This is a genomic window from Streptomyces sp. NPDC102467, from assembly GCF_044765445.1.
GTDB lineage: Bacteria > Actinomycetota > Actinomycetes > Streptomycetales > Streptomycetaceae > Streptomyces.
In genome coordinates this window covers 149,853-170,217 of the sequence record NZ_JBIWKA010000010.1, presented here as the reverse complement: position 1 = coordinate 170,217, position 20,365 = coordinate 149,853, and the positions used below count along the sequence as shown (strand labels likewise).

The 20,365-nt window shown below is 69.2% G+C and carries 23 protein-coding genes; 22 read left to right on the top strand and 1 reads right to left on the bottom strand.

What is annotated here, in order from left to right:
• Positions 1 to 73: 73 nt before the first annotated feature.
• The 17 genes from ACIREE_RS22165 (at position 74) to ACIREE_RS22085 (ending at position 13,198) form a co-directional block, all read left to right on the top strand.
• Complete coding sequence (locus tag ACIREE_RS22165; protein ID WP_404154690.1) at positions 74 to 670, top strand: hypothetical protein; 597 nt, start codon at positions 74 to 76, stop codon at positions 668 to 670.
• Between the two features lie 235 nt (positions 671 to 905).
• Complete coding sequence (rpsP, locus tag ACIREE_RS22160) at positions 906 to 1,328, top strand: 30S ribosomal protein S16 (protein WP_404154687.1); 423 nt, start codon at positions 906 to 908, stop codon at positions 1,326 to 1,328.
• A 2-nt stretch (positions 1,329 to 1,330) separates the two neighbouring features.
• Complete coding sequence (locus ACIREE_RS22155; protein ID WP_324767399.1) at positions 1,331 to 1,570, top strand: RNA-binding protein; 240 nt, start codon at positions 1,331 to 1,333, stop codon at positions 1,568 to 1,570.
• A 90-nt stretch (positions 1,571 to 1,660) separates the two neighbouring features.
• The gene (gene rimM / locus ACIREE_RS22150; RefSeq protein WP_404155148.1) at positions 1,661 to 2,218 is read left to right on the top strand and encodes a ribosome maturation factor RimM; all 558 of its coding nucleotides are present in this window, start codon (positions 1,661 to 1,663) and stop codon (positions 2,216 to 2,218) included.
• Positions 2,215 to 3,036 carry a tRNA (guanosine(37)-N1)-methyltransferase TrmD gene (trmD, locus tag ACIREE_RS22145; protein WP_404154683.1) on the top strand — a complete coding sequence of 274 codons (822 nt, stop codon included), beginning with the start codon at positions 2,215 to 2,217 and terminating at the stop codon, positions 3,034 to 3,036. Before rimM ends, trmD begins: the two co-directional genes overlap by 4 nt.
• A 133-nt stretch (positions 3,037 to 3,169) precedes the next feature.
• Positions 3,170 to 3,520, top strand: a complete 351-nt coding sequence (gene rplS / locus ACIREE_RS22140) for a 50S ribosomal protein L19 (RefSeq protein ID WP_404154681.1) — start codon at positions 3,170 to 3,172, stop codon at positions 3,518 to 3,520.
• Between the two features lie 66 nt (positions 3,521 to 3,586).
• Positions 3,587 to 4,294 carry a signal peptidase I gene (gene lepB / locus ACIREE_RS22135; RefSeq protein WP_404154678.1) on the top strand — a complete coding sequence of 236 codons (708 nt, stop codon included), beginning with the start codon at positions 3,587 to 3,589 and terminating at the stop codon, positions 4,292 to 4,294.
• Positions 4,287 to 5,402, top strand: a complete 1,116-nt coding sequence (lepB, locus tag ACIREE_RS22130) for a signal peptidase I (protein ID WP_404155145.1) — start codon at positions 4,287 to 4,289, stop codon at positions 5,400 to 5,402. Before lepB (ACIREE_RS22135) ends, lepB (ACIREE_RS22130) begins: the two co-directional genes overlap by 8 nt.
• A complete protein-coding gene (lepB, locus tag ACIREE_RS22125) occupies positions 5,290 to 6,264 on the top strand; it encodes a signal peptidase I (protein ID WP_404154675.1) in 975 nt (324 codons plus the stop codon). The genes lepB (ACIREE_RS22130) and lepB (ACIREE_RS22125) overlap by 113 nt, the downstream gene beginning before the upstream one ends.
• A gap of 92 nt (positions 6,265 to 6,356) precedes the next feature.
• The gene (gene lepB, locus ACIREE_RS22120) at positions 6,357 to 7,097 is read left to right on the top strand and encodes a signal peptidase I (RefSeq protein WP_404154673.1); all 741 of its coding nucleotides are present in this window, start codon (positions 6,357 to 6,359) and stop codon (positions 7,095 to 7,097) included.
• The gene (locus ACIREE_RS22115) at positions 7,090 to 7,599 is read left to right on the top strand and encodes an NUDIX hydrolase (protein WP_404154670.1); all 510 of its coding nucleotides are present in this window, start codon (positions 7,090 to 7,092) and stop codon (positions 7,597 to 7,599) included. Before lepB (ACIREE_RS22120) ends, ACIREE_RS22115 begins: the two co-directional genes overlap by 8 nt.
• Before the next feature lie 55 nt (positions 7,600 to 7,654).
• The gene (locus ACIREE_RS22110; protein ID WP_005311352.1) at positions 7,655 to 7,963 is read left to right on the top strand and encodes a DUF2469 domain-containing protein; all 309 of its coding nucleotides are present in this window, start codon (positions 7,655 to 7,657) and stop codon (positions 7,961 to 7,963) included.
• Between the two features lie 173 nt (positions 7,964 to 8,136).
• Positions 8,137 to 8,514 (top strand): YraN family protein, encoded by a 378-nt coding sequence (locus tag ACIREE_RS22105; RefSeq protein WP_404154667.1) that lies wholly within the window; start codon positions 8,137 to 8,139, stop codon positions 8,512 to 8,514.
• The gene (locus tag ACIREE_RS22100; RefSeq protein ID WP_404154664.1) at positions 8,514 to 10,133 is read left to right on the top strand and encodes a YifB family Mg chelatase-like AAA ATPase; all 1,620 of its coding nucleotides are present in this window, start codon (positions 8,514 to 8,516) and stop codon (positions 10,131 to 10,133) included. The genes ACIREE_RS22105 and ACIREE_RS22100 overlap by 1 nt, the downstream gene beginning before the upstream one ends.
• On the top strand, positions 10,130 to 11,311 hold the full coding sequence (gene dprA, locus ACIREE_RS22095) for a DNA-processing protein DprA (protein ID WP_404154662.1): 1,182 nt from the start codon (positions 10,130 to 10,132) through the stop codon (positions 11,309 to 11,311). Before ACIREE_RS22100 ends, dprA begins: the two co-directional genes overlap by 4 nt.
• 361 nt (positions 11,312 to 11,672) lie before the next feature.
• Complete coding sequence (gene whiG / locus ACIREE_RS22090; protein ID WP_404154659.1) at positions 11,673 to 12,512, top strand: RNA polymerase sigma factor WhiG; 840 nt, start codon at positions 11,673 to 11,675, stop codon at positions 12,510 to 12,512.
• Between the two features lie 128 nt (positions 12,513 to 12,640).
• Complete coding sequence (locus ACIREE_RS22085; RefSeq protein ID WP_404155142.1) at positions 12,641 to 13,198, top strand: TetR/AcrR family transcriptional regulator; 558 nt, start codon at positions 12,641 to 12,643, stop codon at positions 13,196 to 13,198.
• Positions 13,199 to 13,790: 592 nt separating this feature from the next.
• Here the strand turns inward: ACIREE_RS22085 and ACIREE_RS22080 are convergent.
• Positions 13,791 to 14,486, bottom strand: a complete 696-nt coding sequence (locus tag ACIREE_RS22080) for a M23 family metallopeptidase (RefSeq protein ID WP_404154656.1) — start codon at positions 14,484 to 14,486, stop codon at positions 13,791 to 13,793.
• A 306-nt stretch (positions 14,487 to 14,792) separates the two neighbouring features.
• Between ACIREE_RS22080 and rpsB the strand changes: the two genes are divergently transcribed.
• The 5 genes from rpsB (at position 14,793) to ACIREE_RS22055 (ending at position 19,592) form a co-directional block, all read left to right on the top strand.
• Positions 14,793 to 15,728 (top strand): 30S ribosomal protein S2, encoded by a 936-nt coding sequence (rpsB, locus tag ACIREE_RS22075; RefSeq protein WP_404154653.1) that lies wholly within the window; start codon positions 14,793 to 14,795, stop codon positions 15,726 to 15,728.
• A 126-nt stretch (positions 15,729 to 15,854) separates the two neighbouring features.
• The gene (tsf, locus tag ACIREE_RS22070) at positions 15,855 to 16,691 is read left to right on the top strand and encodes a translation elongation factor Ts (RefSeq protein WP_404154650.1); all 837 of its coding nucleotides are present in this window, start codon (positions 15,855 to 15,857) and stop codon (positions 16,689 to 16,691) included.
• Between the two features lie 170 nt (positions 16,692 to 16,861).
• On the top strand, positions 16,862 to 17,632 hold the full coding sequence (gene pyrH / locus ACIREE_RS22065; RefSeq protein WP_404154648.1) for a UMP kinase: 771 nt from the start codon (positions 16,862 to 16,864) through the stop codon (positions 17,630 to 17,632).
• Positions 17,633 to 17,814: 182 nt separating this feature from the next.
• Positions 17,815 to 18,372, top strand: coding sequence for a ribosome recycling factor (gene frr / locus ACIREE_RS22060; RefSeq protein WP_404154646.1), 558 nt, complete (start codon positions 17,815 to 17,817; stop codon positions 18,370 to 18,372).
• A gap of 32 nt (positions 18,373 to 18,404) precedes the next feature.
• Entirely contained in the window at positions 18,405 to 19,592 is a 1,188-nt protein-coding gene (locus ACIREE_RS22055) for a phosphatidate cytidylyltransferase (RefSeq protein ID WP_404154643.1), read from the top strand.
• The last annotated feature ends 773 nt before the right edge of the window (positions 19,593 to 20,365 follow it).

Below are 20,365 nucleotides of genomic sequence, written 5' to 3'. Positions count from 1 at the left end.
TGACTGGTACGTGCAAAATATTTGGGATGCCCCGGAATAGGAACACAGAGGCACCCCGGCTCGTTGTCACGACGTGAGCACGACACCACCTGTTCTCGCCGCAGAGCTGGCAGGGGCGTGGGCCGACATTCAGCGGCACCACCCCGAACTGCCGGATCTTGCCGCGCCCGAATCCCTGATCGGGGAGTCGTCGTCCGCCTGCGGACACGAGCTCTCCTTCGAGCGACTCCTCCATGAGGCAGTCCACGGCATCGCTGCCACGCGCGGAATCCGCGACACCTCGCGCGCCGGCCGGTACCACAACCGCAGATTCCTGGCCATCGCCGAGGAGTTGGGCCTCGACCACCCCGAGGAACCGCACCCCAGTAGTGGCTTCTCACTGGTCACGCTCAACTCCGAGGCGAAGCAGCGCTACCGGCAGACGATCGAGCGGCTGCAGCACGCCCTCAAGGCGCACACCGTCGCGACCGCCGCGGACACCAAGCGCAGCTTCCGCGGCCCGGCCGCGCGGCACGGCTCCTCCGGAGGCGGCGTCCGCGTCAAGGCCGTCTGTGACTGTGGCCGCAATGTCCGCGTCGTACCGTCGGTGCTCGCCCAGGCCCCGATCATGTGCGGCGGGTGCGGCAAGCCGTTCCGTATCCCGGAGGTCGTCGGAGCCGCCGTGGGCTGACCGCCCGGAGACTGGTGGGGGCGGCCGAGGGGCCCCTCCCTGCTCGAGCGCAGTTGAGAGCCAGGGGAGGGTTCGGCCGCCCGGCGGCGTATGGCACAATGGCTAGCTGTACTCGACAGTCGCATAGGACCCCTCTCTCCTCCGGCTGACGCGTCCATCGGGCACTCGGGTACCGCAACCCCACGCGGCAATCTCGCCGTGCCCACCCACGTCAAGACCAGGAGACACCACTTCCGTGGCAGTCAAGATCAAGCTGAAGCGTCTGGGCAAGATCCGCGCGCCTCACTACCGCATCGTCGTCGCCGACTCCCGTACCCGCCGTGATGGCCGGGCCATCGAGGAGATCGGCCTGTACCACCCGGTGCAGAACCCGTCGCGCATCGAGGTCGACTCGGAGCGCGCGCAGTACTGGCTGGGTGTCGGCGCGCAGCCGACCGAGCCGGTCATGGCCATCCTGAAGCTCACCGGCGACTGGCAGAAGCACAAGGGTCTGCCGGCCCCGGAGCCGCTGAAGGTCGCCGAGCCGAAGAAGGCGCGCCCCTCCTTCGAGGCGCTCGCCACGGCCGACGAGCCCAAGGGTGAGGCCATCACCCAGAAGAAGAAGGCTGAGAAGAAGGACGAGGCCGCTGAGGCTGCGTCCGAGTCGACCGAGGCCTGAGCATGCTCGAGGAGGCTCTTGAGCACCTCGTGAAAGGCATTGTCGACAACCCCGACGACGTGCAGGTCGCCTCGCGCAACCTGCGGCGTGGGCGCGTGCTCGAGGTCCGGGTTCACCCCGATGACCTCGGCAAGGTGATCGGTCGTAACGGCCGCACCGCGCGTGCTCTGCGTACTGTCGTGGGCGCCATCGGCGGCCGCGGTGTCCGCGTCGACCTCGTCGACGTAGACCAGGCTCGCTGACAAGTTGAACACCGGCTCGGGCCGGGGAGGGCTTACGAGCCGTCCCCGGCCTTAGTCGTATGAACAGGCATGACAGGAGAGTCACCGATCGTGCAGTTGGTAGTCGGGCGCATCGGCCGCGCCCACGGCATCAAGGGCGACGTCACCATCGAGGTGCGCACCGACGAGCCCGAGCTGCGGCTCGGCCCCGGTGCGGTGCTCGCCACCGACCCCGCCGCCACCGGGCCGCTCACCATCGAGTCCGGCCGTGTCCACAGCGGGCGGTTGCTGCTGCGCTTCGCGGGCGTTCGCGACCGGACAGGGGCGGAAGCACTGCGCAACACGCTCCTGATCGCCGAGGTCGACCCGGAGGAGCTGCCGGAGGACCCGGAAGAGTTCTACGACCACCAGCTCATGGACCTCGACGTCGTCACGGCAGACGGCACCGAGGTCGGGCGCATCACGGAGATCTCGCACCTGCCCTCGCAGGACCTGTTCATCGTGGAGCGGCCCGATGGCAGCGAGGTCATGATCCCGTTCGTCGAGGAGATCGTCGCCGAGATCGACCTCGAGGAGCAGAAGGCGGTCATCACCCCGCCGCCCGGCCTCATCGACGGCCAGGCGGAGGTCGCCTCCGACCGCGACGCCGCCGAGGACGAGTCCGCATGAGGCTCGACGTCGTCACGATCTTCCCCGAGTACCTCGAACCGCTGAACGTCTCGCTCGTCGGCAAGGCACGCGCGCGTGGGCAGCTCGATGTCCACCTCCACGACCTGAGGGAGTGGACGTACGACCGGCACAACACGGTCGACGACACCCCCTACGGTGGCGGCCCCGGCATGGTCATGAAGACCGAACCGTGGGGCGACGCCCTCGACGCCGTCCTGGCAGACGGGTACGAGAACGGGGCGCAGGGGCCCGTCCTGGTCGTCCCCACGCCCAGCGGCCGCCCCTTCACCCAGGAACTCGCCGTGGAGCTCTCCGAGCGCCCCTGGCTGGTCTTCACGCCCGCGCGCTACGAGGGCATCGATCGTCGCGTCATCGACGAGTACGCGACCCGGATGCCGGTCTACGAAGTCTCCATCGGTGACTACGTCCTCGCGGGCGGCGAAGCCGCGGTGCTCGTGATCACGGAGGCGGTCGCCCGCCTGTTGCCGGGCGTGCTCGGCAATGCCGCCTCGCACCAGGACGACTCCTTCGCGCCCGGCGCCATGGCCAACCTCCTGGAGGGCCCCGTCTACACCAAGCCGCCCGAGTGGCGCGGCCGGGACATCCCGGACGTGCTCCTCAGCGGCCACCACGGCAAGATCGCGCGCTGGCGCCGTGACGAGGCGCTGCGGCGTACCGTGCGCCACCGGCCCGACCTCGTCGAGCGCACGGATCCGAAGGCCTTCGACAAGAAGGACCGGGAAATGCTCTCGATCCTGGGCTGGCGGCCCGGACCCGACGGGCGATTTGGGCCAACGCCCGAAGCCGTGGAAGAATAGGCCGCTGCTGTACGTCCAGCCTGCGCCCCTGCCACAGGGGGAACGACGCTGAGCCCGACGCGATCAGCTACCGAAACTCATCGCATACCCTCCCGCCGATGACCTGTGGCATCGGTGAAGAAAGCAGACGATCATGACTCACCTGCTCGACTCCGTCGACGCCGCGTCGATCCGCACCGACCTCCCGGCCTTCCGCCCGGGTGACACGGTCAACGTCCACGTCCGCGTCATCGAGGGCAACCGCTCCCGTGTGCAGCAGTTCAAGGGCGTAGTCATCCGCCGCCAGGGCGCCGGCGTCCGCGAGACCTTCACGGTCCGCAAGGTCTCCTTCTCCGTCGGCGTCGAGCGCACCTTCCCGGTGCACACGCCGATCGTCGAGAAGATCGAGCTCGTCACCAAGGGTGACGTCCGCCGCGCCAAGCTGTACTACCTGCGCGAGCTGCGCGGCAAGGCCGCGAAGATCAAGGAGAAGCGCGAGCACTGATCTCGCGCCCGCGAGAGCACCCTCTCGCGGTGGGGTCACAGCGCGGCCGGATACCATCTGGCCTCGATGGACACCGAAGCACAGCAGCATCTGGAGCGCGACCGCTCCTCCGAGCCACCAGAGAACATCTCGGCGGGCGAGGAGGACCGGTCGCGCTCCTCTTTGCTGTCCGGGGTCGTCGCCTGGCTGCCCGGCGGCCGCATCACACTCACGCTGCTTCTGTGCCTCGCTTTCCTGTGGGCCTTCGGCGTCTTTGTGATGCAACCCTTCCAGATACCCAGCGGTTCGATGGAGACCACGTTGAGGGTCGGGGACCGCGTCCTCGTAAATAAGGTGGCGTACCGTTTCGGTGCCGAACCGAGGCGAGGAGACGTGGTCGTCTTCGACGGCAGCGGGTACTTCGGGAACGCCGACTACATCAAGCGCGTCGTCGGCGTAGGGGGAGACCGCGTGCTCTGCTGCGACAGCAAGGGGAGGATCGAGGTGAACGGGCAGTCCGTGGACGAGAGCTCCCTGCTGCACGCGGGGGACGCTCCTTCGGAGGTGCCGTTCGACATCAAGGTTCCCGACGGCAGCCTCTTTCTGCTCGGTGACCATCGCAGCGACTCCCGTGACTCCCGCGACTACTTGGGCGCGCCGGGCGGCGGATTCGTCCCCGTCGACCAGGTGATCGGAAAGGCGCAGTGGATCGGCTGGCCTGCCGGACACTGGCACTCATTGTCACGTGATGACGTCTACGCGCGCGTGCCCGCACTCGGCGGTGCCCATGGGTAGGCGAGGCAAGGACCGCCCGGACCAGTACTCCGACGAGCAACTGCCCACCGGGAGCCGGCCCACCAGCGGCCAGCCACTGCCCGGCCGCGCCGAGCGGCGCAAGCTGGCCCGCAAGGTGAAGCGACGCAGAAGGCGCTCCGCGATCAAGGAGATACCCCTCCTCATAGGCGTGGCCCTGCTGATAGCTCTCGTCCTGAAGACGTTCCTCGTGCAGGCCTTCGTGATCCCGTCGGGCTCCATGGAACAGACGATCAAGATCGGTGACCGGGTCGTCGTCGACAAACTCACTCCGTGGTTCGGCGCGAAGGTGCAGCGCGGCGATGTCGTCGTCTTCCAGGATCCCGGCAGGTGGCTCGAGCAGGAGACCGGCCAGACGAAGGACGCCCCTGTCGGCGTCAAGCAGATCAAGACGGGCCTCACCTGGATCGGACTGCTGCCGTCCGACAACGAGCGCGATCTCATCAAACGGGTCGTCGGAGTCGGCGGCGACACCGTGAAGTGCTGTGACGATCAAGGGCGCGTCACGGTCAACGGGACTCCCCTGAACGAGACTTCGTACATCCACCCGGGCAACGCCCCCTCCAAGTTCGACTTCTCGGTGAAGGTGCCCGAGGGGCGGCTGTTCGTGATGGGGGACCACCGCGCCAACTCGGCGGACTCGCGCTATCACCTCACCGAGAAGTTCAACGGGACCGTCTCGGAGAAGTCTGTCGTGGGCCGTGCCCGGTGGATCGTGTGGCCCATCGGGCACTGGGCCGGGCTCGGGGAGCCGGACACGTTCGCGGCGGTGGCCGACTCGCATGGTGACAGGTCGACCGCGGCCCCCGGCGCGTCGCATAGGCTGGCCACCGCGAACAGCGCCGTATCGAGTTCGGTGACATCGGATTCGGACGGATTGAACCCCCTCCCGACCCCTGCGGAACTCCCGCTCGTTATGGGAATGGTGGGCCTGCATCGCGTAGGGATCAGGCAGCGGCACGGAGCGAGGAGTGGATGTGGGGGACTTGGCGGTCGGCGCACGGTCAGGGCATGGACCCGAAGAGCAGCCCGGGCGATCCGGCGACGCGGCGAGTCCGGCCGTGACGGACCGCGTTCCCGGGGACGGTGACGCGGTGGAGTCGGCACCCCCGGGCGAGGCGGGATCCGGCAGTGACGAGGTCGCGAGCGGGAAGAAGCCCCGCTCCTTCTGGAAGGAGCTGCCGCTCCTCATCATCATCGCCCTCGTCCTCGCCCTGGTGATCAAGACGTTCCTGGTCCAGGCGTTCTCGATCCCCTCGGCTTCGATGGAGAACACGCTGCAGATCGGCGACCGCGTACTCGTCGACAAGCTCACTCCGTGGTTCGGCTCGGAGCCCGAGCGGGGCGAGGTCATCGTCTTCCACGACCCGGCCAAGTGGCTCGAGGGTGAGCCCACCGCGGATCCGAACGCGGTGCAGCAGGTCCTCAGTTGGGTCGGCCTGATGCCGTCCGCCAACGAGAAGGACCTCATCAAGCGCGTCATCGGAGTCGGCGGCGACACCATCGAGTGCAAGAGCACGGGTCCGCTCAAGGTCAACGGCAACGCACTCAACGAGCCGTACGTGTACGCGGGCAACACCCCGTGCAGCGCCGACAACGCGGGCGGAACCTTCAAGGTGAAGGTTCCTGATGGCAAAGTTTGGGTCATGGGTGACCACCGCCAGGACTCGGCGGACTCCCGCTACCACCAGAACGACAAGAACGGCGGCTTCGTGCCGGTCGACAACGTCGTGGGCCGGGCCATCGTCGTCGCCTGGCCGCCCACGCACTGGTCGACGCTGCCGGTGCCGGACACCTTCGACCAGCCGGGCATCAACGCCGCGGCGGGCGCGGCTCCGGGGGCGCTCGGCCTCGCAGGCGCGTTGCCGCTGGTCCTGTGGCGCAGGCGCAAGATCAACCAGCGCCTTACCGAGGGGAACACCAGGGTTTCTGCGACCGGTACCGCCGGGTAGGGTGCCGTCCCAGATCGCCGATCTTCCGTGGTCCGTGCCGTTCCGAGGCCGGAACGCGAGGGTCGATTTCTCCAACGCGGGGAGCAACTGGGATGAGCAGGACACGTCGTACGGACGAGGGCCACGGCCAGGTCGGCAGCGCGCTGTCGGGCATAGCCGTGGCCCTCGGCTGTGTGCTGTTCCTCGGCGGGTTCGTATGGGGCGCCATCGTCTACCAGCCGTACACGGTGCCCACCGAGTCGATGACGCCGACGATCGGCGCGGGCGACCGTGTCCTCGCCCAGCGCATCGACGGCAGTGAGGTCAAGCGCGGTGACGTCGTCGTCTTCCAGGAGGCCAGCTGGGGCGACATGCCGATGGTCAAGCGCGTTGTCGGCATCGGCGGCGACAAGGTCGCCTGCTGCACGGACGGCAAGCTGACCATCAACGGTCAGAAGATTGCTGAACCGTATCTTCCGGCCGGCAAGAGCGTGTCGCTCACCGGCATCAAAACCACGACAGTCCCTGAGGGCCGGCTCTTCATGCTCGGCGACGAGCGCAGCGGATCCCTCGACTCCACCGTCCACCTCCAAGACGCCGATCACGGCTCGGTGGAGCGCGGCGCCGTGCGGGGCCGCGTGGACGCGGTGGCCTGGCCTATGGACGGCATGCTGGCGAAGCCCACCGGCTTCGAGGCGTTGCCCGGCGGGATCTCCCAGCCGGGGCCGCTCAAGCTGATGCTGACAGCCGTGGTCGCGGGCGCGGTCCTCGTGCTCGCGGGGGCGGCGTACGGGCCGATCGCCAAGCGGTCGCGGCGGCCCCGGACGAGGGCGGCGGAGCCCGTCCGTGCCTGAGCTCGGCCCCGAATTGCGCAGGGTGGCCCGGGTCGTACTGCTCGACCCGGAAGGGCGCGTCCTGTTGCTGCACGGGCACGAGCCCGATGACAGGGCGGACGACTGGTGGTTCACGCCGGGCGGCGGCCTGGAGGGCGACGAGACGCGTGAAGAGGCGGCGCTGCGGGAACTCGCAGAGGAGACCGGCATCACCGACGTGGAGCTGGGGCCTGTGCTGTGGCAGCGGATCTGCTCGTTCCCGTTCGACGGGCGGCGCTGGGACCAGGACGAGTGGTACTTCCTGGCCCGGACGACCGCCACGGCGGTACGCCCGGAGATCAACGAGAACGGCCTGACCGACCTGGAACGGCGCAGCGTCGCCGGAGCACGCTGGTGGACGTACCGGGAACTGGCCGAGGCGCATGAGACGGTGTATCCGACCAGACTCGCCGAGCTGCTGAACCGGCTGCTCGACGATGGTCCCCCGAGCCGGCCGCTGGTCCTCGACACGGAAATCGTCTAGAGGCCCCAGGGGCTGGCGCACAATAGGGGGACGCACGGCTGAAGGGGAACATGCCATGAGCGCCGAGGACCTCGAGAAGTACGAGACCGAGATGGAGCTGAAGCTCTACCGGGAGTACCGCGATGTCGTCGGGCTGTTCAAATACGTGATCGAGACCGAGCGGCGTTTCTACCTCACCAATGACTACGAGATGCAGGTGCACTCGGTTCAGGGCGAGGTGTTCTTCGAGGTCTCGATGGCGGACGCGTGGGTCTGGGACATGTATCGGCCCGCCCGGTTCGTCAAGCAGGTGCGGGTCCTCACGTTCAAGGACGTGAACATTGAAGAGCTCAACAAGAGCGACCTGGAGCTCCCCGGTAGTTGAGTCGGCCCGGGTCGGGTTGACCTGCCGGGTGTTCGGCGGCCCTCATATGGTCGGCCCGATATGGCCGTGACGCCCTGACGGGTGACGGAGTTTTCCACAACCCGTGAGTAGTTCACCAAGATCCACTTCGTGAGGGCCCGTGCGTCAGCGTGGGTGTCGGAGGTGGTGCCGACGTGAACGCACGGGGCGCAATGGGAAAGTACGGCGAGGATCTGGCCGCGAGGCGGCTGACCGACGCCGGGATGACGGTGCTCGCGAGGAACTGGCGAGCGGGCCGAACAGGCGAGCTGGACATCGTGGCGCGGGACGGCGACGCGATCGTCGTGTGCGAGGTCAAGACCCGCAGGGGGCGGGGCGAGGAGCATGCGCCCTTCGAGCACCCCATGGGCGCGATCACTCCGATCAAGGCCCGACGGCTGCGGCAGCTCGCGCAGCGGTGGGTGCAGGAGCACGGAGGAGCGCCACCCGGTGGCGTCCGGATCGATCTGGTCGGCGTCCTCCTGCCGGAGCGCGGAGCTCCGCGCGTCGAGCACGTGCGGGGGGTGTCCTGATGGGCTTCGCGCGTACGTGCTCCGTGGCCCTGGTGGGTGTCGAGGGCGTCGTCGTCGAAGTGCAGGCGGACCTGGAACCGGGCATCGCCGCGTTCACGCTCGTGGGCCTGCCCGACAAGAGCCTCGTCGAGAGCCGCGACCGGGTCAGGGCGGCGGTGGTCAACTCCGGGGCGGACTGGCCGCAGAAGAAGCTCACGGTGGGTCTCAGCCCGGCGTCGGTACCCAAGGGCGGCAGCGGTTTCGACCTGGCCGTCGCCTGCGCCGTGCTCGGTGCGGCCGAGCGCATCGATCCGCGGGTCCTCGCCGACATCGTGATGATCGGGGAGCTGGGGCTCGACGGGCGGGTGCGGCCGGTCCGCGGTGTACTGCCGGCCGTCCTCGCCGCGGCCGGTGCGGGATACGAGCAGGTCGTGGTCCCCGAGTGCACGGTCGGCGAGGCGACTCTGGTGCCGGGCGTCTCCGTTCTCGGGGTCCGCAGCCTGCGCCAGCTCATCGCGGTACTGACGGACGAGCCGGTGCCGGACGAGGACCCCGACGAGCGCGGCCGTCCCGATCCGATGCTCTCCGGCCTGAGCATTCCGGGCAGCGGTGCGGGCATGGGGCTCGGGGGACCGTCGCACGAGGGGCATGGGCTCGATCTGTCCGATGTCGTCGGCCAGATGTCGGCCCGCACCGCCATCGAGGTCGCCGCCGCGGGCGGACACCACGTGATGCTCTCGGGTCCGCCCGGAGCAGGCAAGACGATGCTCGCCGAGCGGTTGCCGGCCGTCCTGCCGCCGCTCACCCGCCAGGAGTCCCTGGAGGTCACCGCGATCCACTCGGTGGCCGGGATACTGCCACCGGGCACCTCGATGATCGACACCGCGCCGTACTGCGCACCTCACCACTCGGCGACCATGCAGTCCCTCGTCGGAGGCGGGCCCGGGGTGGCACGGCCGGGAGCCGTGTCGCTGTCCCACAGGGGTGTGCTGTTCCTGGACGAGGCGCCCGAGTTCAGCGGCCGGGCACTTGACGCCCTGCGCCAGCCGCTCGAAGCGGGGCATGTGGTGATCGCCCGCAGCGCCGGGGTGGTGCGGCTGCCCGCGCGCTTCCTGCTGGCGCTCGCCGCGAACCCCTGCCCGTGTGGGCAGTACCGGGCCCTGGGCGGAGAGTGCGACTGCCCGCCGGCCACCGTGCGGCGCTATCAGGCGCGGCTCTCCGGGCCGCTCCTCGACCGGGTCGACCTGCGCGTCGAGGTGGACGCCGTCACCCGCAACGAACTGGCCGGTCACGGGCCGCGGGGCGAGAGCACCCAGGTCGTCGCCGACCGGGTGCGGGCAGCGCGGGAGCGGGCGGTGGCGCGGTTCGCGGAGACCCCCTGGCGAACCAACAGCGAAGTGCCAGGACACGCCTTGCGTACGCGGTGGCCCGCCGCACCAGGTGCCTTGGACGAGGCGGAACTGGATCTGGAACGCGGCTTCCTGACCGCCCGTGGACTCGACCGGATTCTGCGGGTGGCCTGGACCGTGGCCGATCTCGCGGGGCGCGACCGTCCCTTCGCCCAGGACGTTGCGCTCGCGCTGCAACTGCGGACCGGGATCTCGCGCGGAGTGCCGATGACGATCGGGGCCGGCTCATGACGGCGGCGCGTGCCCCGCAGGAGGTGCGGCTCGCGCGGGCCCGGCTGACCCGGATCGTCGAGCCGGGCTGGGAGGTGGCGGGGAGCTGGCTCAGGGAGTTCGGTCCCGTGGAGACCGTGCGGCGGATCGACGAAGCCGACGAGGGAGGCGACGAGCCGCCGCCGTTGCCGGGGGTGCGCGCCGAGCGCTGGGCCGGGCTGCTCGCGAGAGCCCGTGAAACACCATCGCCGGAGCGGGACTTGGAGCGGGTGGAGAAGCTCGGGGCGCGCTTCGTGTGCCCGGGGGATGCCGAGTGGCCGGGGCAGTTGGACGACCTGGGGGACGCGCGACCCGTGGGGCTGTGGCTGCGGGGCGGGGCGAGCCTGCGGATGTGGGCGCTGCGCTCGGTGGCCGTGGTGGGCGCGCGAGCATGCACGGAGTACGGGGTGCGGATGGGCGCGAGCCTCGGCGCCGGACTGGCCGAGCGCGGGTGGGTCGTCGTCTCCGGGGGTGCGTACGGGGTCGACGCGGCGGCGCACCGTGGGGCACTCGGCGCGGCGGGGGCCACTGTCGCGGTCCTCGCCTGTGGTGTCGATCGCATCTATCCGCGCGGCCACGCCCAGTTGATCGACCGTGTCGCGGAACAGGGGCTTGTGGTGAGTGAGTTGCCGCCCGGTGATCACCCGACGCCCAGCCGTTTCATCCTGCGGAACCGGGTGATCGCCGCGCTCACCAGAGGCACGGTCGTCGTCGAAGCGGCCTATCGCAGCGGTGCTCTGGGCACGGCCCGTTGGGCCCAGCGCCTGGGCCGTCATGCGATGGGGGTGCCGGGGCCGGTGACCAGCAGTGTCTCCGCCGGGGTGCACGAACTGCTGCGCAAAGAGGGTGTGCTGGTCACCGATGCCGCGGAAGTCGTCGAGCTGGTCGGGGAGATGGGAGAGCTGGCGCCGGAGCGACGAGGGCCCGTGCTGCCGCGTGATCTGCTGCCACCGGCCACGGCGCGGGTGCTCGCCGCGTTGCCCGCGCAAGGGATGCGCTCGGTCGCGGAGATCGGCCGGGACGGGGCGGCGAGCGCGGACGACACGATCGGGAGGTTGTACGAGCTGCGCTCTTTGGGGTTCGTCGAACGACACGGCGATGGCTGGCAGTTGACACGCCAGGCGATCCGACCGGGGATTCCGGACGGGGACGTTCCGTGACGCAGCGTGTTCCGCCGTCCGGATGAACCCCGATGGCCTTGGCATTTCCGGTAGTTGACGGTTCGACCCGATCACGTACGGGAACGGAAGCGCTCGCGCAAGTCCCCCAACGGAACGTATCTGCGCGCGTACGATCCCATACCCTTCGCACACTGCGACACTCCAGTCACGCTACGCTCACCAGGATTCGGGTTCGTCCCCTCAAACCGGACTCAGGCAGGCGGTTCGGCACCAGTCACCATCAGACGGGCAAGACGGCATCTTCATCAGCAAAGCGAATCCAGCGACCAGAACCTCGGCCACTCTCCCCGACTCCCTGTCCGACTCCGTCGGTACGCAGCAGAACGGCACAAGGCGGCGCATGCCACAGCACACCTCCGGATCCGGCCGGGCGGCGGTCCCCCCCGCCGCCCGCGGCTCCAGCGTGCGGCCTCCGGCTCCCTCCTCCCTAGAGGAGCTGTGGAGGTCGTACAAGGCGACCGGCGACGAGCGGTTGCGCGAGCAGCTGATCCTGCACTATTCGCCGCTGGTGAAGTACGTCGCCGGCCGGGTCAGCGTGGGGCTTCCGCCCAATGTCGAGCAGGCCGACTTCGTCTCGTCGGGCGTCTTCGGGCTGATCGACGCGATCGAGAAGTTCGACATCGAGCGCGAGATCAAGTTCGAGACGTACGCGATCACCCGGATCCGCGGCGCGATGATCGACGAGCTGCGGGCCCTGGACTGGATCCCGCGGTCCGTGCGGCAGAAGGCGCGCAATGTGGAGCGGGCCTACGCGACGCTGGAGGCCAAGCTGCGGCGCAGCCCCTCGGAGACCGAGGTCGCGGAGGAGATGGGGGTGGCGCTGGAGGAACTGCATGCGGTTTTCAGCCAGTTGTCGCTGGCCAACGTGGTGGCGCTCGAGGAGCTGCTGCACGTCGGTGGTGAGAGCGGGGACCGGCTCAGCCTCATGGACACCCTCGAGGACCGTGCGGCGGACAATCCGGTGGAGGTCGCCGAGGACCGGGAACTGCGGAGGTTCCTGGCGCGGGCGATCACCACGTTGCCGGAGCGGGAGAAGACCGTGGTGACGCTCTACTACTACGAGGGCCTCACGCTCGCGGAGATCGGCAACGTGCTCGGGGTCACGGAGAGCCGGGTCAGTCAGATCCACACGAAGTCGGTGCTTCAGTTGCGGGCGAAGCTGGCCAGTTTCGGCCGTTGAGCGGCCGAACACCGCTGGTGGTGACGAATCGTCCCTGCCGGGCCGGTCGTGCGGGGTGGCCGGTGCGACTCCCGTACCGGGCGGGGCGTCCGTAAAGTGGAGCCGTGCCAAGGATTCGAGCGGCCTCTGTGGCCGAGCACCGGTCGATGCAGCGCGGCGCCCTTCTGGACGCGGCGCGCTCCCTGCTGTCCGAGGGAGGGACGGAGGCGCTGACGTTTCCCGCGCTGGCCGAGCGGACGGGGCTCGCGCGGTCGTCCGTGTACGAGTACTTCAAATCCCGCGCGGCGGTGGTCGAGGAGCTGTGCGAGGTCGACTTCCCGGTGTGGGCCGCCGAGGTCGAGGACGGGATGGCGCGGGCCGCGACGCCCGAGGGCAAGGTCGAGGCGTATGTGCGGGAACAGTTGGCCCTGGTCGGGGACCGGCGGCACCGCGCTGTGGTGGCCATCTCGGCGAGCGAGCTGGACGCCGGGGCGCGGGAGAAGATCCGCGCCGCGCACGGCGGGCTCGTCGCGATGATCGTCGAGGCGCTCGCGGAGATGGGGCACGAGCAGCCCCGGCTCGCCGCGATGCTGTTGCAGGGTGTCGTAGACGCGGCGGTGCGGCGGATCGAGCTCGGTGCAGCGGAGGATCCGGGCGTGATCGTGGACGCGGCCGTGGCGATGGCGCTGCGCGGCGTTCGCGGCTGAAGCTCGGTTTATCGGCCTCGGGGTGGCTCCCTGCGGGGCTCCCAGCGGGGTTGTTCTTCGCGGGATCGTTCCTCGCGGGGTCGTTCCTTGCCAGGTCGCTTCATACGCGGCCGTTCGTGGGGGCCGTTCTCTGTGGGACTGCTCCTCGTTGGGTTGTCCTTCCCGGGGCGCTTCATCGCGGGGTCGTTCCTGGTGAGGCTGCTCCTGGTCAGGCTGTTCCCCGGCGAGGCCGTTCCTGGTGCGGCGACCGCTCCCTGCGGGGCCCCCTGCTCGGGATGCTCCCCGTGGGGTCGTTCTTTGTGCGGTGGCCGCTCGCTGCGGGGCCGTTCCTGCTCGGGCTGCTCCCTGTGAGGCCGGTCTTCGTGCGGCGGCCGCTGCTCTCCGCCGGGCTGCTCCCCGCAGGTCCGCTCCCCGTGGGACTGCTCTCCGCGGGGCCGCTCTCTCCAGGGCACGCTCCCCGCGGGGCCGCTCTCCCCGGCGCACGGCTCCCCGCCGGGCCGCTCTCCCCAGGGCCCGCTCCCCGCCGGCCCGCTCCCCGCCCGGCACGCTTCCCCTCGCGTGGGGCCGTTCCTGGCGGGGTCGCCGCTGGGGCTCACGCGGGGCCGTTCCTAGCGAGGTCACTGCTGGGGCGCGTGTTCAGGAGCTGTTCGGCGTCAGGGGCGGCCGGCGACTCGCTCGCCCCGTTTTCCCACCAGGCGGCGGATCGCCCGAGGCCGGGCTGAGGCCATCCCCATACCGGTAGCAGCCTCGCCGGGGCTTCGTGCAGTTGGGACGGGTTCAGCAGGGACAGCGGGTCCAGGTACGTGGTGCCTCTCAGCAGACCCCAGTGCAGGCAGGACGGGGAAGAGGGCGGGCAGTGCCCTGTCGGGAGTTGCAGGACGCCTACCGGGGCGCCGGGCGCCACCTGTGCGCCCTTCTCGACCGTTGCCGTCACGGGTTCGTACGTCGTGCGTAGGGGTGGGTCCCCGGTGCCCGTCAGCTCCACCGACAGCACGCCCCGGCCCGCCACCTCGCCCGCGAACAGGACGTGGCCGGCTGCGACTGCGCGGACCGGGGCGCCGATCGGGGCGGACAGATCCACGCCGCGATGGCCGGGCCCGTAGGGAGTCGTCGGCGGGGACCAGGGCCGTACCACCGCCGGGCGGTCGCCCACCGGCCAGAACCGGGAGCCGTCCGCGAGCGCACGGTGCGGCAGGGCGCAGAGGAGCAGAGCCGCCGTCACACAGACCAGCGTTGCCCGCGCACAGGCCGGCCTCACCCGTACATAGACCGGCGCCACCGGTGCCATCCGAATCGGCGTGACCGTTACACAGAGTAGTTTTCGCATGGCTCCGAGGATCCACCGACGACCGGATTCCGGCGGATCATGGCCGGGAAATGTGGAGTACCGAACGGTTGTGGACAGCGGCGTCACCCCCTACCTCGCGGGTCCCGTACACTTCATGTGGCGATCCGGGCCACCGGATCGACTTCGCACGCCCCGGCACCGAGCCTGACGGCTTCGTGTCAGCGTCCTTCGGTCCCGTACTCACGTACGCGGCAGGCGCGCAACGGGGCGTCAGGAAACAACCGAGAACACACAAGGAGTACGGCCATGGCCGTCGTCACGATGCGGGAGCTGCTGGAAAGCGGCGTCCACTTCGGTCACCAGACCCGTCGTTGGAACCCGAAGATGAAGCGTTTCATCTTCACGGAGCGCAACGGCATCTACATCATCGACCTGCTCCAGTCGCTGTCGTACATCGACCGCGCCTACGAGTTCGTCAAGGAGACCGTCGCCCACGGCGGCACGGTCATGTTCGTCGGCACGAAGAAGCAGGCGCAGGAGGCGATCGCCGAGCAGGCGACCCGCGTCGGCATGCCCTACGTGAACCAGCGCTGGCTGGGCGGCATGCTCACCAACTTCTCGACCGTCTACAAGCGTCTGCAGCGCCTCAAGGAGCTCGAGCAGATCGACTTCGAGGACGTCGCCGCGTCCGGTCTCACCAAGAAGGAGCTTCTCGTGCTCTCGCGCGAGAAGGCCAAGCTGGAGAAGACCCTCGGTGGTATCCGCGAGATGTCCAAGGTTCCCAGCGCCGTCTGGATCGTGGACACCAAGAAGGAGCACATCGCGGTTGGTGAGGCCCGGAAGCTCAACATTCCGGTCGTCGCGATCCTCGACACCAACTGCGACCCCGACGAGGTCGACTACAAGATCCCGGGCAACGACGACGCGATCCGCTCCGTCACCCTGCTCACCCGCGTGATCGCCGACGCCGTCGCCGAGGGCCTCATCGCCCGCTCCGGCGCTGCGACCGGCGACCAGAAGCCGGGCGAGAAGGCCGCTGCCGAGCCGCTCGCCGAGTGGGAGCGCGACCTGCTCGAGGGCGAGAAGAAGGCCGACGACGCTGAGGCCCCGGCCGCCGAGGCCCCCGCTGCCGAGGCGCCCGCCGCCGAGGCTCCGGTTGCCGAAGAGGCTCCGGCCGCTGAGGCGCCCGCCGCCGAGGCTGCCGCCACCGAGGCTCCGGCCGCGGACGCCGAGCAGGCCTGACCCGTACGGGTACCGGGATCAACACCGGTTTCATGAGGTGACGGCGGGGGCCTATTCGGCCCCCGCCGTTCACCCGTGACCTTCGACTCCAGACTTCTCAGACTTCGTAGAGAGAAAACCAGGATCATGGCGAACTACACCGCCGCTGACGTCAAGAAGCTCCGCGAGCTCACGGGCGCCGGCATGATGGACTGCAAGAAGGCGCTCGACGAGGCCGACGGCAGTGTCGACAAGGCCGTCGAGGCCCTGCGCATCAAGGGTCAGAAGGGCGTCGCCAAGCGCGAGGGCCGTTCCGCCGAGAACGGTGCCGTCGTCTCCCTCATCGCCGACGACAACACCTCCGGTGTCATCGTCGAGCTGAAGTGCGAGACGGACTTCGTCGCCAAGGGCGAGAAGTTCCAGGCCGTCGCGAACCAGCTGGCCGCGCACGTCGCCAAGACGACCCCCGCCGACCTGCAGACGCTGCTCTCCTCCGAGATCGAGGCCGGCAAGACCGTCCAGGCCTTCGTCGACGAGGCGAACGCCACCCTCGGCGAGAAGATCGTCCTGGACCGTTTCGCGCAGTTCACCGACGGCTACGTGACCGCGTACATGCACCGCACCATGCCCGACCTGCCCCCGCAGATCGGTGTCCTTGTCGAGCTCGACAAGGAGAACGCCGAGATCGCCAAGGGCGTCGCGCAGCACATCGCCGCCTTCGCGCCGAAGTACCTCTCCCGCGAGGACGTTCCGGCCGAGGTCGTCGAGTCCGAGCGTCGTGTCGCCGAGGAGACCACCCGCGCCGAGGGCAAGCCCGAGGCCGCGCTCCCGAAGATCGTCGAGGGTCGCGTCAACGGTTTCTTCAAGGAGGCGACGCTGCTCGGTCAGCCGTACGCCCTCGACAACAAGAAGTCCGTCGAGAAGGTCCTCCAGGAGGCCGGTGTCACCCTGAAGCGCTTCTCGCGCATCAAGGTCGGCATCTGAGTCCGTACCGCGACAGCCGCGAGACCCCGCTAGGGTCGACAGCAGCCGTCCGGGTACGCGCCGGACGGCCGCAGATGTGACGAGGAGGCCATTGCCGCGCATGGGATGCGAACACCCCACCGGCAGTGGCCTCCTTCGTATGTGTGCCAAGTAAAAGAGGCGAGAACTCCATGACCACCACCCAGGCCGACAACGGTGACAAGAGCGACGACGGCAAAGGCGCGGGCCGCTTTCTGCTGAAGCTTTCAGGTGAGGCGTTCGCCGGGGGCGGGGGTCTGGGTGTCGACCCCGACGTGGTGCACGCCGTCGCCCGGGAGATCGCGGCCGTGGTCCGCGACGGGTGGCAGATCGCCGTCGTCATCGGCGGCGGCAACTTCTTCCGCGGCGCCGAGCTGCAGCAGCGCGGCATGGACCGGGCCCGCTCCGACTACATGGGCATGCTCGGCACCGTCATGAACTGCCTCGCCCTCCAGGACTTCCTGGAGAAGGAAGGCATCGACAGCCGCGTGCAGACCGCCATCACGATGGGCCAGGTCGCCGAGCCGTACATCCCGTTGCGCGCCGTGCGCCACTTGGAGAAGGGCCGCGTCGTCATCTTCGGCGCCGGTATGGGCATGCCGTACTTCTCCACCGACACCACTGCCGCGCAGCGCGCCCTGGAGATCGACGCCGAGGCGTTGCTCATGGGCAAGAACGGCGTGGACGGCGTCTACGACTCGGACCCGAAGACGAACCCCGGGGCCGTGAAGTTCGACGCGCTCAGCTACAGCGAGGTCATCACGCGCGACCTGAAGGTCGCCGACATGACCGCGATCACCCTGTGCCGCGACAACAAGATGCCCATTCTCGTCTTCGAGCTGCTGACGTCGGGCAATATCGCCCGGGCCGTCAAGGGTGAGAAGATCGGGACGCTCGTGGGCGACCAGGGTACCCGCGCCTGAACCTCACGTCCGTAACCTCATGTCCGTACGGGCCCTTGTGTGGGGCCGAGAGGGATGGACAATGTCCTGCCGGTCGGACACCGTGCAAGGACACCGCAGGAAACCGCGCGGGAAACAGACACGCGACGCAGCCGGCCGCCCCGTGCAAGCCGGGCCTCACTCAAGACACGCAGGAGCAAGTGGTGATCGAAGAGACCCTCCTCGAGGCCGAGGAAAAGATGGAGAAGGCCGTCGTGGTCGCCAAGGAGGACTTCGCGGCGATCCGCACCGGTCGTGCGCACCCGGCGATGTTCAACAAGATCGTGGCCGACTACTACGGTGCGCTGACGCCGATCAACCAGCTGGCCTCGTTCTCGGTGCCCGAGCCGCGGATGGCCGTGGTGACCCCGTTCGACAAGAGCGCGCTGCGCAACATCGAGACGGCGATCCGGGACTCCGACCTGGGCGTCAACCCCAGCAATGACGGCAGCATCATTCGAGTGACGTTCCCCGAGCTCACCGAGGAGCGTCGCCGCGACTACATCAAGGTCGCCAGGACCAAGGCGGAGGACAGCAAGGTGTCCATCCGCTCGGTCCGTCGCAAGGCCAAGGACACCATCGACAAGGCGATCAAGGACGGCGACGTCGGCGAGGACGAGGGCCGTCGCGGCGAGAAGGAACTGGACGACACCACCGCCAAGTACGTCGCCCAGGTGGACGAGTTGCTCAAGCACAAGGAAGCCGAGCTGCTCGAAGTCTGAGCGAGCGCGGAACATCGAGGTTCGAGGAATCCGTGAACGACTCTTCCTGGGGGACGCCGTCCGAGCCCGGGTACTGGGGGCCTGCCGGCCAAGGGCCCGCCTACGGTCAGGGGCCGTCGTACGACCCCTCGTACGACCAGGGGCGCGCTCCGGCGGGTCCCGCGTACGAACGGCACGCGGTTGAGGAGACTCGGCCCATGCCTATCGTGCCCGATATGCCCGACGTGCCCGCTGGTGGCGGGGACGGGGACCAGGACGGCGACCCGGGGGCCGCTCGGCTGAGTGGCCCCCTGTTCCGCGACGAGACGACGACCCCGCAGACGCCGCCGGAGCCCCTCTCCGGCGCAGCGCCGCAGCCTGCCCCGGCCGCTCCTGCGCAGCCTCAGCCTTCCGCGCCGAAGCAGAAGAAGAGCGCCGGCCGGGACCTCGGGTCGGCCATAGGAGTCGGCGTCGGACTCGGCGTGGTGATCATCGCGTCGCTGTTCATCGTCAAGGCCGTGTTCGTCGGCGTGATAGCGGTCGCCGTCGTCGTCGGTCTGTGGGAGCTGACGTCGAGGCTCGATGAGCGCAAGGGCATCAAGGCCCCGCTCGTGCCGCTGGCCGTCGGCGGCGCGGCGATGGTCGTCGCCGGATACGTCCGCGGCGCCGAGGGCGCCTGGGTGGCGATGGCGCTGACCGCGCTCGCCGTCCTGGTGTGGCGGATGACCGAGCCGCCCGAGGGCTACCTGAAGGACGTCACGGCGGGGGTCTTCGCCGCGTTCTACGTGCCGTTCCTCGCGACCTTCGTGGCGATGATGCTCACCGCGGACGACGGCGCCTGGCGCGTCCTCACGTTCCTGATCCTGACCGTGGTCAGCGACACCGGGGCGTACGCGATCGGCTGGCGGTTCGGCAAGCACAAGCTCGCGCCGCGCATCAGCCCCGGCAAGACCCGCGAGGGTCTGGTCGGCGCGGTGACGTTCGCGATGGCGGCGGGTGTGCTGTGCATGGAGTTCCTGGTGGACGATGGCACCTGGTGGCAGGGCCTCATCCTCGGAGTCCTCGTCGCCGCGAGCGCGACCCTCGGCGACCTCGGCGAATCCATGATCAAGCGGGACCTCGGCATCAAGGACATGGGCACGCTGCTCCCCGGGCACGGGGGCATCATGGACCGCCTCGACTCGCTGCTGCCGACCGCGCCGGTGGTGTGGCTGCTTCTGGTGCTGTTCGTGGGGTCCTGACCCGACCCTCCCGAACGTTGCCGTTCCGGTACGGGCTCCCACCTCGGGGTGGGGGCCCGTTGTCGTAGGGTCCGGTCCATGAGGCGTGCCGAGCGGGGCGAGAACGGCACCTACAGCGGCTACACGCCGTGCAAGTGGTGCGATACATCCATCGACCAGAGCGGGCGTCGCAGACGGCGGCGCTACTGCCGGCCGGGGCACCGGTGGAGGCTTTACGGATCTCGGGTCGCGGTGCTGATCGGCGGGATTCTTGGCTGATCGGGGTCGCGTGCGACACTGGTACAGCCATGCCTAAGCCCGGAGAACTGGCAGTGATCCGGCATCAAAAAGGCCCCCGACCTGCGCGTTTGGCGCGGATCAGGGGCCCGTTTTGGGTTACTGGGCCGTCTCTGGGCCGTGCCCCATCGACGCGAGCGCTTGTCCGGCCGATGTGAGGAACTGGTCCTGTGCGGCGGCGGCTGTATGACCCGCGTGTATGAGGTTGAGATCAGCAAGCTGCTCAAGATGTGCGTGGCCGTCGTCGGACGCCTCATGTGCCTCACGCCAATGGGTGGCTGCTGCCCACTGACGGAAGATCTGAAGCAGCTTGTGCGCCTGCTCCGCAACAGGGGGCGGGCCTTCGAGCTGCACGGTGTGACAGGCCCTGACGAGAGTGCCCACCAACTCAGTTGTGTCAGCCGGTGTCGAGAACGGTTCGCCGTGCTCCAGCGCGAGCCCGCGTGGGCCTATTACGGAGCGCAGGTCGTGAGCCGCGTTGAGAAATGCGCCGTAGG

What these genes read in the sequence shown, in the direction of transcription:
- ACIREE_RS22155 (WP_324767399.1), top strand. Translation starts at nt 1,331, where the DNA reads ATGCTCGAGGAGGCTCTTGAGCACCTCGTGAAAGGCATTGTCGACAAC.
- trmD (WP_404154683.1), top strand. Translation starts at nt 2,215, where the DNA reads ATGAGGCTCGACGTCGTCACGATCTTCCCCGAGTACCTCGAACCGCTG.
- rplS (WP_404154681.1), top strand. Translation starts at nt 3,170, where the DNA reads ATGACTCACCTGCTCGACTCCGTCGACGCCGCGTCGATCCGCACCGAC.
- lepB (WP_404154678.1), top strand. Translation starts at nt 3,587, where the DNA reads ATGGACACCGAAGCACAGCAGCATCTGGAGCGCGACCGCTCCTCCGAG.
- lepB (WP_404155145.1), top strand. Translation starts at nt 4,287, where the DNA reads ATGGGTAGGCGAGGCAAGGACCGCCCGGACCAGTACTCCGACGAGCAA.
- lepB (WP_404154673.1), top strand. Translation starts at nt 6,357, where the DNA reads ATGAGCAGGACACGTCGTACGGACGAGGGCCACGGCCAGGTCGGCAGC.
- ACIREE_RS22110 (WP_005311352.1), top strand. Translation starts at nt 7,655, where the DNA reads ATGAGCGCCGAGGACCTCGAGAAGTACGAGACCGAGATGGAGCTGAAG.
- ACIREE_RS22100 (WP_404154664.1), top strand. Translation starts at nt 8,514, where the DNA reads ATGGGCTTCGCGCGTACGTGCTCCGTGGCCCTGGTGGGTGTCGAGGGC.
- dprA (WP_404154662.1), top strand. Translation starts at nt 10,130, where the DNA reads ATGACGGCGGCGCGTGCCCCGCAGGAGGTGCGGCTCGCGCGGGCCCGG.
- whiG (WP_404154659.1), top strand. Translation starts at nt 11,673, where the DNA reads ATGCCACAGCACACCTCCGGATCCGGCCGGGCGGCGGTCCCCCCCGCC.
- ACIREE_RS22080 (WP_404154656.1), bottom strand. Translation starts at nt 14,486, where the DNA reads ATGGCACCGGTGGCGCCGGTCTATGTACGGGTGAGGCCGGCCTGTGCG.
- rpsB (WP_404154653.1), top strand. Translation starts at nt 14,793, where the DNA reads ATGGCCGTCGTCACGATGCGGGAGCTGCTGGAAAGCGGCGTCCACTTC.
- tsf (WP_404154650.1), top strand. Translation starts at nt 15,855, where the DNA reads ATGGCGAACTACACCGCCGCTGACGTCAAGAAGCTCCGCGAGCTCACG.
- pyrH (WP_404154648.1), top strand. Translation starts at nt 16,862, where the DNA reads ATGACCACCACCCAGGCCGACAACGGTGACAAGAGCGACGACGGCAAA.